Consider the following 14,198-nt stretch of genomic DNA (forward strand, 5'->3'; position numbering starts at 1 on the left):
ATGGATTTACAACGTAGTATTTTCATTTTTGGATTTTTTTTTATTTCGTTTTTAGTTTGGGAAATATGGAAATCTAGTACTCATTTTTATTCCAATCAGTTATCTAGTCAGCATCATAATGTAAATTTAATAAATCGCTATGATAAAAATAATATTTTAATTAAAACTGATGTTTTACTTTTAAAAGTGAATTTACGTGGTGGGGACATAGAGCAAGCTCAATTATTGAATTTTAAAGATAAACTAGATTCTTTCAAACCATTGATCTTATTGGATACTAAAAGTAATTTTATATATCAAACGAGAAGTGGATTAATTAGACAAAATAGTTTAGATAATTGGGATCCTGAAACAAGGCATGTTTATGTGGTTAAAAAAAAATATTTTGAGTTAAAAAAGTATCAAGAAGAGTTACATGTGCCATTAACTTGGACTTCAAGCGAAGGTATAACATATGTTAAGACATTTATTTTTAAACCTAACTCATATGATATAGAAATTAGATATAAAATATATAATGGAACTGATAAAGAACTAGAAATTTCCATGTTTGGTGGATTACGACAAACTATTGCAATTCCAGATAATAAAAGTATCAATAACGATAATTTTTCTTTACAGACTTTTAGAGGTATAGCTTATTCTACAGATAATAATAAATATGAAAAATATCAATTTGATTCAGTTCTTCAACAAAAAAATTTAAATATTGTTACTCATCGAGGATGGATAGCGATGTTACAACAATATTTTGTAACAGCGTGGATTCCAAATCATACTCAGTTAAATACATTTTACACTAATAAAATTAATGAGGATGTGGTTGAAGTAGGATTTCACTCTAATAAAATGCATATAAAACCATATGATCAAATTATATGTAATTCAAAGTTGTGGATAGGACCAGAAATACAAGAGAAAATGGCTATGTTAGCACCTAATCTTGATTTAACTGTTGATTATGGTTGGTTATGGTTTCTTTCTCAGCCTTTGTTCAAATTATTAAAAATTCTATATAATCTTGTAGGAAATTGGGGTTTATCAATTATTTTAATTACTTTTATTATAAGAGGATTAACATATCCTTTAACTAAATCTCAGTATAAAACGATGTTTAAAATGAAAAAATTAAAACCTAAAATTGATAGAATAAAACAAAATTATAAACATAATAGAAAAAAAATGAGTGAGGAAATGTTAGCATTATATCAACATGAAAAAGTAAATCCTTTAGGTGGTTGTTTACCTTTATTAGTACAAATGCCTATATTTTTGGCGTTATATTATATGTTAATTAGTTCAGTAGAATTAAGACATGCACCATTTATTTTATGGATTAAGGATTTATCTGATCAAGATCCATATTACGTATTACCGGTTCTAATGGGTATTACGATGTTTTTTGTTCAACGTATTACACCTAACGATATATCAGATCCTATTCAAAAAAATATTATGCATATTGTTCCGATGATATTTACAATATTTTTTCTATGGTTTCCTTCTGGATTAGTATTATATTACGTTGTTAGTAATTTAGTGACTATTATTCAACAAAAGTTTATTTCAGATTATTTTAAAGATATCAATAAATTAGTATGAAATTGATAGTAAAAGTACTAAAAAATTTAATATTTTTAAGTTCATGTTAAAATAAAAATTATTATTTTAGGTATTTTATAAAGGATATTTTTAAAATATGAATTTTAAAGATGATACGATTGTTGCAAAAGTAACACCTGAAATGCGATGTAATATTGGAATAATTAGAATTTCTGGATCGTTATCTTCTAAGGTATCTAAGAAAGTATTAGGAAAAGTTCCTTTAGCTAGATATGCTAGCTATTTACCTTTTTTAGACATAGAGGGTAAAACATTGGACCATGGAATTGCATTATGGTTTCCAGCTCCGTGTTCTTTTACTGGAGAAGATATTTTAGAACTACAAGGACATGGGAATCCAATTATAATGGACTTATTAATATCCAATATACTATCTATTTCTAATATTCGACTAGCTAAGCCAGGAGAATTTTCTGAGCGAGCTTTTTTAAATGGGAAAATTGATCTAATACAAGCAGAATCTATAGTAGATTTAATAAACGCAACTTCTGAGCAAGCAGCACGTGCTGCTTTACAGTCTCTTCAAGGTTTATTTTCTTTGCATATTAATACATTAATTGAAAAATTCAATAAATTTAGAATGATTATAGAAGCATTGATTAATTTTTCTGAAGATGAAATAAATTTGAGTAACGAAAATACTATTAAACATGATATTAGTGACATTATTAGATTAATTAATGATATTTATAATATGTCTATTCGAGGGGCTGTGTTAAGACAAGGAGTAAAAATAGTTATATGTGGTCATCCTAATTCTGGAAAATCGAGTTTATTGAATTCTTTATCTTGTATTGAGCGAGCAATAGTTACTGATATACCAGGTACTACTCGTGACATTATTTATGAATGTATAAATATTAATGGAATGTTATTTAATTTAGTAGATACGGCAGGTTTGCGTCTAACCGAAGATATAATAGAACGCATGGGTATACGATTGGCTTGGAAAGAAATTAATTCAGCAGATCATATATTATTTGTAATTGATAGTAATTCTAATTTGTGTGATCAAATAAAACATTATGTTGATTTTACTAAGTTAATATCAAGTAATATAAGCATCACTATCGTTTTTAATAAATTGGATCTTTTAAGTTCTAAAATTGATGTTAATTATTTTAAAAATAATAACTATATTTTTGTTTCAACAAAAACTGGAGAAGGAATTAAAGAACTGCGTAAGAACTTGTATGATACTTTTCAAATTAATAAATTTTTTTGTAATAATGAGAGTATTTTTTTAGCTAGACGTCGCCATATTGATGCTTTGTTAAAAATTTTAAATTATATGAAAATAAGTCTAAAAAACTGGAATAAATATTGCAATATTGAATTATTAGCTGAAGATATACGCATTTGTCAAGATCAACTAAATCATATTACTGGTATTTGTACTTCTGATCAATTATTGTCTGATATTTTTTCTAATTTCTGTATTGGAAAATAATTTATTGTGTTTATTTCAATAAAAAGATCGTGTGTATATGAGATTTATAGTATATTTTTTATGAATAAGAATTATTGATAAGTACTTAAAATTGTTTGAGTTTTATAGGAGAATTAGTAAACGTTATATTTCAATTTTTTATATTCAAAAAAATAATACAGAATTTATTAGAAATTTTATAGAGTTCTGTTTTAGGTTTAAAGATCTAACAATTAATGCGATTTTAAATTTTTAAATTAAATATGGATACTTACAAAACAATTTTAATTTGTTGATAAAGTTTGATTATTTATGTTAAACGAGATACTTTATCCGTATCGCGTTCTTTTAATTAAAAACACTGATGTTTTAAAAAAAATTAGTATATTTACAAAAAATATTATGGATTTTATGTATAGTTTTTGTGGTTATTTTTATTGTTCTATTAAATAATTAAAACTTTTTTTTATATGAAGTTTTTCATATATGAAAACAAATTTTTAATAAAAAGATCGGGAAAAGTTTGTAAATTTAATTGTTTTAGGAGATATGGACTTACATTATATAATTCATAACGTGAATATTATATTAAAATAAAAAAGTTATAAAATACAAAATATATTTTGACTAAAATATATTAATAAAAAATTAATTATTAATTTTTCTCTAGAGTGTTTTACTTTATAAAAATTTTATTTTTAATTACTTTTGAAATATGCATTTTGTTTCTACTACATATGAATAATAAGTTTTGTTTTTGCCTGGAGGCGGAATTGAACCACCGACACGAGGATTTTCAGTCCTCTGCTCTACCAACTGAGCTATCCAGGCAGATATTTCTATTTAAACATCAATAATTTAATGATGTCAATAACTTTTTAGATAAAATTAATACTTCTATGAAATATATAAGGATATATGATAATATAGGTATATTGTTTTTATATCCTAAAGTAAAAGTTGTTAATATTTGTTCTGTTATTTTATGTATACTAATCACTTTTCTAATTTTACTATAGATAGTAAAATTTTATTATCAATACTTGAAAGTTGAGATGAAGATCCACATATCTTATATCAGGAAATATTAAAAATTAAATGAATTTTTTATCTTAGTTACTAAAAGGAGAAACATTGAATGAAAATTCGTCCATTACATGATCGTGTTATTGTTAAGCGCCAAGAAACAGAATCTAAATCAGCAGGTGGCATTGTACTTACAGGATCGGCTGCAGCAAAATCTACTCGTGGTACAGTAGTTTCTGTTGGTAAAGGTCGTGTTTTAGATAATGGAATTGTTAAACCGTTAGACGTAAAAGTAGGTGATACAGTTATTTTTAATGAAGGTTACGGTGCAAAAATAGAAAAAATTGATAATGAAGAATTATTAATTCTAACTGAAAGTGATATATTAGCAATTGTTGAAAAGTAATTTTATAGTACTTACTAAATAAACCATATTTTAAGTTTGAGGAAAAATTTAATGGCCGCTAAAGACGTAAAATTTGGAAACGAAGCACGTGTTAAAATGCTTCGAGGTGTTAATGTGTTAGCTGATGCAGTAAAAGTAACTTTGGGACCTAAAGGTAGAAATGTTGTTTTAGATAAGTCATTTGGTGCACCTAGTATTACAAAGGATGGTGTATCTGTTGCTCGAGAAATAGAACTAGAAGATAAGTTTGAAAATATGGGCGCTCAAATGGTAAAAGAAGTAGCTTCTAAAGCAAATGATGCAGCTGGAGATGGTACTACTACAGCAACATTATTAGCACAAGCGATTGTTAACGAAGGTTTAAAAGCTGTAGCTGCTGGCATGAATCCAATGGATTTAAAAAGAGGAATCGATAAAGCAGTTATTGCCGCAGTAGAAGAACTGAAATGTTTATCAGTTCCATGTTCTGACTCTAAAGCTATAACTCAAGTTGGAACTATTTCTGCAAATGCTGACGAAAAAGTAGGTATGTTAATTGCTGATGCAATGGAAAAAGTAGGAAAAGATGGAGTGATTACTGTTGAAGAAGGTACTGGATTACAAGATGAGTTAGAAGTAGTAAAAGGTATGCAATTTGACAGAGGATATTTATCTCCATATTTTATCAATAAAGCGGAAACAGGCATTGTAGAACTAGACAATCCTTATATTTTAATGGCAGATAAAAAGATTTCTAACGTTCGAGAATTGCTTCCAGTATTAGAATCTGTAGCAAAATCAGGAAAACCTTTATTAATTATTTCAGAAGATTTAGAAGGTGAAGCATTAGCTACTTTAGTTGTAAATTCTATAAGAGGAATTGTAAAAGTAGCAGCAGTAAAAGCACCTGGTTTTGGTGATCGTCGTAAAGCTATGTTGCAAGATATTTCTATATTAACAGCTGGATCGGTAATATCTGAAGAATTAGCTATGGAATTAGAGAAAGCTACTTTAGAAGATTTAGGACAAGCAAAACGTGTAGTAATAAGCAAAGATACAACTACAATTATTGGTGGAATAGGCGAGAAATTTAATATTCAAAATAGAATTAGTCAGATTCGTCAACAAATTCAAGAGGCTACTTCTGATTATGATAAAGAAAAATTAAATGAACGTTTAGCCAAGTTATCTGGTGGAGTAGCTGTATTAAAAGTAGGTGCTGCTACAGAAGTAGAAATGAAAGAGAAAAAAGCTCGTGTGGAAGATGCTTTACATGCGACTAGGGCTGCTGTTGAAGAAGGTGTAGTACCGGGTGGTGGAGTTGCTTTGGTTAGAGTAGCTGCTAAAATTTCTAATTTGTTAGGACAAAATGAAGATCAAAATGTAGGAATAAGAGTAGCTCTTCGTGCTATGGAAGCTCCATTACGTCAAATTGTATCTAATTCTGGTGAAGAACCATCTGTTGTAACTAACAATGTTAAAGATGGAAAAGGTAATTACGGATATAATGCTGCTACAGATGAGTATGGAGATATGATACATTTTGGTATTCTAGACCCTACGAAAGTTACTCGTTCGGCATTACAATATGCTTCATCTGTTGCTGGATTAATGATAACTACAGAGTGTATGGTGACGGATTTACCAAAAGAAGAAAAATCTGATTTAGGTGGTAGTGCTCCTTCTGCTCCTGGAATGGGTGGTATGGGTGGTATGATGTAGTTTTATAATTTTTTAATGTATCCGTTGTGATGTTTCTCTCCTTTAAATTCAGGATTTTAGGAGAGAAATGCTTTAGTGTTATCTTAATGTAACAAATGGTGTATATTTAATTAAAGTAATGTTTATTTATTTAACTTAAAATTAAACGTCTGATTGATGGAGTATAAGTTATACATTATATGTTTATTTTATAAGATGTTAATTTTAAATATTTTCTTGTTTTTACTTGGGAATATAAAACATTTTATTTATGTATATGAAATAGAAAAATTAAAACAATTTTCATGTTTCTTGATATAGTTTTTATTAATGAGATTATTATTGTAATAAATTAAAATTTTTTTAAAGTGATTAAAATCTAAGCTAATATTATATATTTTCAAAATTTTGTATGACTTTTCAATTTAATTCACGAAATTTAATGAATAAATCTAGATTTCTAAGATTTAGTTAATATAAAATTTTAAATAAATTATATAAATCGTTTAATATATTCATTGATTGATATAAAAAAGTGATATATTTTATTATTGTAAGTAATTAAAATTATTATATTTTTATAAATAAAAATATACTGAATGAATTTTATTCAAGAACAATTTTTAGTTAGATATTTTGGTGTGTAATTTTTAAGAATATAATTATTTTAATAACTATATTATGGAAAAGTAACTTTGTTGCATTTTTATAAAGTTTTATTATTGTATTAGAAATTTTAGGAATATAAGTATTTTAAATTTTTTTATATAGTTGTATTTTATAAATTTTTGTTATTAATAGATAAGACAAACAAATGAAATTAAACGTTTAATTTAACAAACGCTATAGCTTATTTTTTTATGATTAATCAAATTCACATTTATTGGATTTAAGTTGTATGCTCTAATATTCGTTCTTTTTTATTTTTCTTCTATAACTGTCCCATTCGAATGTTAACCATAGGCTGTTTCCTAATCTCATTCTATCAATAACACGTTCACCTAAAAGCATTTTTAATCCTTTATAATCTAAATTGGATAACATACCTGTTGAACGCTTAGATGATGATCTTCTATCTACTATTTGATTGATAATTATTTTTTCATATTTTGATTCTATTTGCATGCCTATTTCATCTATCATTAATAAATCTACAGTACTTAAATTATTTAATAAAATTTCTTCAGTTATATTATTATTATTTTTAAAGGTTCCTTTTATATTAGACATTAGATCTGCTACTGTTATAATTAATACACTGTTTCCATTTAAAATTAAGTAGTTACCAATTGCAGAAGCGAGATGATTTTTACCTGTTCCTGGTTTTCCCGAAAAGATGAAGCTTGCTATATTTTTATTAAATTCTTCGGCATATTTTTTTGCTGCTTTAGCTACTTTTTTATGACCTTCATGTTCTATATGATAGTTTTCGAATGAACAATGTATATATAGTTCTCGAATGCCTGATCTTCCTAAAATACGTTGAATTTTTAACATTTTATTGTTTTTTATGATAGCTTCAGATGATAGCCTACCTTGTTCTTGATTCCATGCTAAAAGATCTTCGTCACTATCGAATTTAGGTTTGATATGCTTAGGTATTAAACATTGTAAACGTTTTAAAAATTTTTTGTTATTGTTCATTGTAACCTTAGAATCATTTTTAGTTTATATATTGAAAAATTTGAAACGAAAATTATTTTTAGTCATTTTTTTGACATATATAAAGTTGATAGTGAACATTTAATGTTTTTTTTTCTTTATATAATGTCCAATAATAAGGCATAAATAGTTTTTTTGATGTTCTTGCTTGTTCTATGTATATTAAGGAATACATTTTGGTATATTTGTATTTATCTAATTGAATAATTGTATTTTGTAATAGTTCAGTATTAAATGGAGGGTCTAAAAATATAATGTCGTAAGGTTTTCTAATTTTATTTAACCATTTTGTTGCATCAGCATTTATAATTTTAATATTTTGTTTTTTAAATTTTATAATTGTTTTTTTTAATTCATATGCTGTTCTTTTGTGTTTTTCTATAAAAGTAACAAACGAAGCATAACGAGAAAGTGCTTCTATACCTAATGCTCCACTTCCAGAAAAACAGTCTAAACAATTAGCATTAATAGTCCTCGCATGTATCCAATTAAATAATGTTTCACGCATGCGATCAGTAGTAGGGCGTACTTTATAAGTTTTTTTTATGAATATTTTTTGCCCTCGAAATTCACCACTGATAATACGAATTTTGTTTTTTTTTGTTTGTTTCATATTAATATACTACGTTTACTTAGACTTATAAATTATGTAATTATATAAAAAATTAAGTTTTTTATTTATTTTTACATTTTTATATAAATTAATATGTGTAATTTCTTTAAATGATGTTATGTTTTTTATAGTTTATTATATACGTTAGAACAATAAAGGATAGTATAATGTTAAAAGATAATAAAAGTAAATTTAAACAGTTATTTTCTTGGTTTAACTCAAATAAGAAACTTAGTGTACAAGATAATGAAGTTAATGAAAATATTTTAAAAATAAGCAAAATTCCTAAGAATGATTTTTTAGATTGTTCTACTCAACATATAAATGAAACAGTTGTATTAGATAAAAAAGAGAGTAGTATTATAAATTCTCAAAATGCTGACATAAAAAATGTAAAAAGTATAGTTTCATCTTGCATAAAGGTTAAAAAAGAAGGGATGTTTTTAACATTAGTAAAAAAACTTTCAAAAACTAAGAAACACTTTGGATCTAAAATTTATAATTTATTTTCGAAAAAGAAGGTAAATAGTTCTATATTTGAAGAAATTTCTGAGCAACTTTTAATAGCTGATGTTGGTTTAAATACTACTGATAAATTAATTAATTATTTGGAGAAAGAAGTACGCATTAGAAATATACAAAATAGTAAGGTTATCCTGTCTTTATTGAAAAGATATATGGTTGACATTTTAAAAAAAGTAGAAAAACCATTAACTGTAGCAACATATAGGAAACCATTTTCTATACTAATGGTAGGTGTAAATGGTGTAGGAAAAACTTCAATAATTGGAAAACTTGCATATAGTTTTAAGAATCAAGGAAAATCGGTAATGCTAGCAGCTGGAGATACGTTTAGAGCTGCTGCTATTGATCAGCTAGAAATATTAGGAAAAAAGAATGCAATTCCAGTAATATCCCAAAAATGTGGATCAGATCCAGCAGCAGTAGTTTTTGATGCATTGAAATCGGCGCAATCAAAAAATGTTGATATCGTAATAGCTGATACTGCAGGTAGGTTACATAATAAAATAAATTTAATGGAAGAGCTTAAGAAAATTAAAAGAGTTATGAAAAAATTAGATTGTTCAGCACCTAATGAAATTATGTTAGTATTAGATGCTTGTATAGGTCAAAATTCAATTAATCAAGCTGAAATTTTTAATAAAGCATTAGGTGTAACCGGTTTAGTAATTACAAAATTAGATGGTACATCAAAAGGAGGAGTCATATTCACTATAGCTAATAAGTTATCTATTCCAATTAGATATATTAGTTTTGGAGAAAAAGAAGCAGATATGCATTGCTTTAATAGTGAAAATTTTGTTAATGCTATTTTTTCAGAGTATTCTTAAATAAATTTGATATTTAAAATAAGAAGTGTTTATAAACTTTTAAAAATAGTATAATATTAAATGTAAGTTTAATTATTTTAATTTTAACATATTATATTAATAATATTATATAATAAGTTATATTTTTAGTATTTTGGATTATATATGACTAAGAATATGAAAATGTTAACCACGGTTGTTTCATTAGGAAATTTAGAAGCATATATTAGAGTAGCTAATTCTTGGCCGATGTTGTCTTTGAAAGAAGAACAATCTCTTTTTAAAAAATTATGTTATCAAGGTGATTTAGAAGCGGCTAAAATATTGATTTTATCTCATTTAAGATTTGTAATTCATATTGCAAGAAATTATTCTGGTTATGGGTTATTACAATCTGATTTGATTCAAGAAGGTAATATTGGGTTGATGAAGGCTGTTCGTCGTTTTAATCCAGAAATAGGAGTTCGATTGGTATCTTTTGCTGTGCATTGGATAAAGTCTGAAATTCACGAATATGTATTGAGAAATTGGCGCATTGTAAAAGTAGCCACTACTAAATCGCAAAGAAAGTTGTTTTTTAATCTTCGTAAAGCTAAAAAAAAATTAGGTTGGTTTAATGATGATGAGTTGGAACTAGTTGCACGTGAATTAGGTGTAAAAAGTAAAGATGTTAGAGAAATGGAATCTCGTATGTCTGCTCAAGATATAGCTTTGCACCCCATTACAAGGAAAGATTTAGAAAAAGAAAAATTTATAAATATTACACCGTATTTGCAAGATGACTTATCGAATTTTGCTAACGAAGTTGAAGAAAATAATTGGGAAATACATGCTACTGACAAGTTAAATAATGCTCTTTTAAGATTAGATGAGAGAAGTCGTCATATTATTAATGTAAGATGGTTAGATGATAGCAATAAAATTACTTTACAAGCTATTGCGAACAGTTATGGAATATCAGCCGAAAGAGTTCGTCAACTAGAAAAAAGTGCAATGAAAAAATTGCGTATTGCTATAGAGACGTGACGTAAGTAAAATTAATACGTTAAGTTAAATTTTTAGATCTTTTTCATATTTTTTCCTTTCAAATCTATTACTTAATTTTTTATTCCACTGTTACTGATTTTGCTAGATTTCTGGGCTGATCTATATTTTTTCCTTTTATTAAAGCAATGTAATATGCTAAAAGTTGTAGTGGTACTGAATAAAAAATTGGTGATATTAAATCTTCTATATAAGGTAGTCGTATAATATTACTACTTTTATTAAACTGAGTGAACGGATCTGTAAAAATATAAACTAGCCCTCTTCTAGCATAAATTTCTTCTATATTTAGTTTTATTTTTTCTAATAAGTGATTGTTAGGAGCAATTATAACAATTGGAACTTTTGAGTCAACTAATGCTAGAGGGCCATGTTTCATTTCTCCAATGGGATATCCTTCTGCATGAATATACGACGTTTCTTTTATTTTTAAAGCTCCTTCCATTGCAATAGGATATTGTTCTCCTTTTCCTAAAAATATAATGTTTTCTTTGTTAGATATTTTTTTGGCTAAAGAATAAATTATGTGTTTGCATGCTAATACTTCTTCAATTCTACTTGGAAGAACGTTTAATGTATTAACTATTTTTTTTTCTAATTTTGAATCATCTTTTTTTAAATGAATGAATCTAGCTACTAACATAAGTAATATAGTTAATTGAGTAGTAAAGGATTTGGTGGAAGCTACGCTTATTTCTATTCCTGCATAAGTTAATAATGAAAAATCGGATTCATGTACTAAAGATGAACTTTGTGAATTACATATTACTAATGATCCTAAATATCCAAAATGTTTTGAAATTCTCAGAGCAGTTAAGTTATCAGCGGTTTCTCCAGATTGCGAAAGTATTAATAGTAAACTATTTTTTCTAACTACAAACTTTCTGTAACAAAATTCTGAAGCAATTTCTACATCGCATGATATTGTAGCTAGTGATTCAAACCAATATTTTGATACTAACCCTGCATGATAGGATGTTCCACAGGCTATAATATGGATATGTTCTGTTTTTAATAGTAATTTTTTAGCTTTAGTATCTAATTCAGAAAAACAAATTGTTTTATTTTTATTTAATCTATTTATAAGAGTATTACGAATTGAGGTAGGTTGTTCGTATATTTCTTTTTTCATATAATGTTTGAATGGTTCTTTATTGGTAACGTTTTCACTAAGTTGTATGCATGTTTCTTTTCTTTTTATAAATATTCCATCTTTATTTAAAATATTAATACTATAATGTGTTAATATTGCAATATCGCCTTCATGTAAATATATAAAACGTTTTGTAATGTTAATTAATGCTAATTGATCGGAAGCAATATAATTTTCTTGTTGTCCTATTCCTAGTATTAATGGACTTTTTGAACGTACTGCTAATAATATGTTTGGATTATTTGCATCCATAATTACCATACTATAGTTTCCTTTTAGCTTTTTAATAACGCTTTGGATGATTTGTAAAAAATTTTTGTAGCAATTTTTAATTTGAGTGAAATGAATTAGATGTGCGATAGCCTCTGTATCAGTATCGGAAAAAAATTGATATCCTTTTTTTTCTAAATATTTTTTAATTTCTTTGTAGTTTTCAATAATTCCATTGTGTACAATAGAAATGTTTTCAGATATATGAGGATGCGCGTTTTTTATCGATGCTTTTCCGTGGGTTGCCCATCTAGTATGTGCTATGCCTATTTTTCCAGATAAGTTGACTTTTTCTATAATGTTTATTAGATTATTTACTTTTCCTTTGGCTCGATATCGTATAATTTTATTTTTTTTATTTATGATCGCCATTCCTGAAGAATCGTATCCTCTATATTCTAATTTTATCATTCCTTTTTTTAATGTATTTATTACATTTTTTTGAGCAATTATAGCAATGATTCCACACATGTTTTATCCTATAATAAAAAATTATATATTTTATTTTTTTAAAATAATTTTTTTATTTTAATATTTCATTTTTTTTTGTATTTCTTGTTTTTTATTATAAACTAAACTAGGTTTATTAACATTTTTCATAACTGTAGTACCTGCTGCGATAATAGTATCATTTGTAATGGTAATAGGTGCGATAATTTGACAATTTGATCCAATAAAAACGTTGTTTCCTATGGTAGTATTAAATTTATTTTTTCCGTCATAATTACAAAAAATAGTTCCTGCCCCTATATTAACTTTTTTCCCAATGTTAGAATTACCCAAATAACTTAGATGCTTAATTTTAGATGCATATTCTATAATACTTTCTTTAACTTCGACGAAATTTCCTATTTTAGTGTTATTTTTTAATACAGTTCCATTTCTTAGATTAGAAAAAGGACCAATGATACAATTATTAGCAATAATTGTTTCTTCAATGATTGTGTATGCTTTAATGTAACAATTGTTTCCAATTGTGCTATTTTTAATGATACAACCTGGTCCAATTTTAACAGAATGACCAAACTTGATAGTTCCTTCTAAGATAACACCATTATCAATTTCTACGTTTTTTCCATGTTTTAATGTACCTCGAATGTTAAAGTTTGATGGATTGTGAATTGTAACACCGGACAATAATAAATGATTGGTTCTTTTTTTTTGGTATAATTTTTCTGCTCTGGATAATTGAAGTTTATTATTTATACCTTGTATTTCATTGTTATTGGTAGGATGTACAGCATGTATTGTATGCTTATCTTTATAAGCTAGGTAAATAATATCTGTAATGTAATATTCTTTTTTTTTGTTCTTATTACTTATTTTTTTTGTCCAATTTTTTAAATTTTTTCCAGTAGTAATAAAAATTCCAGAATTAATTTCGTGAATTTTTAGTTGTTTTTTGGTAGCATCTATATGTTCTACTATTTTCTTAATTTTTTCTTTTTTTCTGATAATTCTTCCATAACTTTCTGGATTTCTTACTTTTGCTGTTAACAAACTAATTGATGATTTTCTTTTAGAAAGTATTAAGTTTTTTATAGATTGATTGGATATTAAAGGCATATCCCCATATAGAATCAGATAATTTTCATTATTTTTTAAAATATTTATTATTTGATAAATAGCATTTCCAGTACCTAATAATTTTTTCTGTTTTATCCATATTAGGTCAGGATCTGTAATAATAGATCTAAATAGTTTGTATTGATAATTATAAATTAAGTAAATATTTTTTGAATTAATAGATTTTGATAAATCTATAACATGCTGCAAGATGGGTTTTCCTCCTAGTAAATGCAGTATTTTTGGATAAGTAGAATGCATTCTTTTACCTTTTCCAGCAGCAAGAATAATAATGTTTAGATTTGTAGCTAACATTTGTATATTTATTCCTAGTTTAAGATTTTTTCGTTTATTATATAAATTAATTACAAATTTTTTGAAATATATAATTAGTA

10 protein-coding genes and 1 tRNA gene are annotated in these 14,198 nt (G+C 26.0%); 6 read left to right on the forward strand and 5 right to left on the reverse strand.

Annotation, left to right across the window (positions count from 1 at the left end; translation table 11 throughout):
* Window positions 1-1,602 (forward strand): membrane protein insertase YidC, encoded by a 1,602-nt coding sequence (gene yidC / locus U0T58_00075; GenBank protein ID XBC42315.1) that lies wholly within the window; start codon window positions 1-3, stop codon window positions 1,600-1,602.
* 97 nt (window positions 1,603-1,699) lie between these two features.
* Window positions 1,700-3,073, forward strand: coding sequence for a tRNA uridine-5-carboxymethylaminomethyl(34) synthesis GTPase MnmE (gene mnmE, locus U0T58_00080; protein ID XBC42316.1), 1,374 nt, complete (start codon window positions 1,700-1,702; stop codon window positions 3,071-3,073).
* Between the two features lie 737 nt (window positions 3,074-3,810).
* Here mnmE and U0T58_00085 read toward each other — a convergent pair.
* Window positions 3,811-3,883 (reverse strand) — tRNA-Phe (locus U0T58_00085).
* A 307-nt stretch (window positions 3,884-4,190) separates the two neighbouring features.
* Here U0T58_00085 and U0T58_00090 point away from each other — a divergent pair.
* The gene (locus U0T58_00090) at window positions 4,191-4,484 is read left to right on the forward strand and encodes a co-chaperone GroES (protein ID XBC42317.1); all 294 of its coding nucleotides are present in this window, start codon (window positions 4,191-4,193) and stop codon (window positions 4,482-4,484) included.
* Window positions 4,485-4,535: 51 nt separating this feature from the next.
* Window positions 4,536-6,185 carry a chaperonin GroEL gene (groL, locus tag U0T58_00095; GenBank protein XBC42318.1) on the forward strand — a complete coding sequence of 550 codons (1,650 nt, stop codon included), beginning with the start codon at window positions 4,536-4,538 and terminating at the stop codon, window positions 6,183-6,185.
* A gap of 882 nt (window positions 6,186-7,067) precedes the next feature.
* On the opposite strand, the gene dnaC is transcribed toward groL, so the two are convergent.
* Together dnaC and rsmD are read right to left on the reverse strand one after the other, a co-directional pair.
* On the reverse strand, window positions 7,068-7,808 hold the full coding sequence (gene dnaC, locus U0T58_00100; GenBank protein ID XBC42319.1) for a DNA replication protein DnaC: 741 nt from the start codon (window positions 7,806-7,808) through the stop codon (window positions 7,068-7,070).
* Window positions 7,809-7,866: 58 nt separating this feature from the next.
* Window positions 7,867-8,439, reverse strand: a complete 573-nt coding sequence (gene rsmD, locus U0T58_00105; protein XBC42320.1) for a 16S rRNA (guanine(966)-N(2))-methyltransferase RsmD — start codon at window positions 8,437-8,439, stop codon at window positions 7,867-7,869.
* Between the two features lie 167 nt (window positions 8,440-8,606).
* On the opposite strand from rsmD, the gene ftsY reads away from it, so the two are divergent.
* A complete protein-coding gene (ftsY, locus tag U0T58_00110; protein ID XBC42321.1) occupies window positions 8,607-9,791 on the forward strand; it encodes a signal recognition particle-docking protein FtsY in 1,185 nt (394 codons plus the stop codon).
* Between the two features lie 144 nt (window positions 9,792-9,935).
* Window positions 9,936-10,796 (forward strand): RNA polymerase sigma factor RpoH, encoded by an 861-nt coding sequence (gene rpoH, locus U0T58_00115; protein ID XBC42322.1) that lies wholly within the window; start codon window positions 9,936-9,938, stop codon window positions 10,794-10,796.
* Window positions 10,797-10,875: 79 nt separating this feature from the next.
* On the opposite strand, the gene glmS is transcribed toward rpoH, so the two are convergent.
* Entirely contained in the window at window positions 10,876-12,708 is a 1,833-nt protein-coding gene (glmS, locus tag U0T58_00120; protein ID XBC42323.1) for a glutamine--fructose-6-phosphate transaminase (isomerizing), read from the reverse strand.
* A 57-nt stretch (window positions 12,709-12,765) separates the two neighbouring features.
* Window positions 12,766-14,118, reverse strand: coding sequence for a bifunctional UDP-N-acetylglucosamine diphosphorylase/glucosamine-1-phosphate N-acetyltransferase GlmU (gene glmU / locus U0T58_00125; GenBank protein XBC42324.1), 1,353 nt, complete (start codon window positions 14,116-14,118; stop codon window positions 12,766-12,768).
* Between the last annotated feature and the right edge of the window lie 80 nt (window positions 14,119-14,198).

Origin of the sequence: Buchnera aphidicola (Meitanaphis elongallis) (genome assembly GCA_039830015.1) — a bacterium.
Taxonomy (GTDB): Bacteria; Pseudomonadota; Gammaproteobacteria; order Enterobacterales; family Enterobacteriaceae; genus Buchnera_B; species Buchnera_B aphidicola_AU.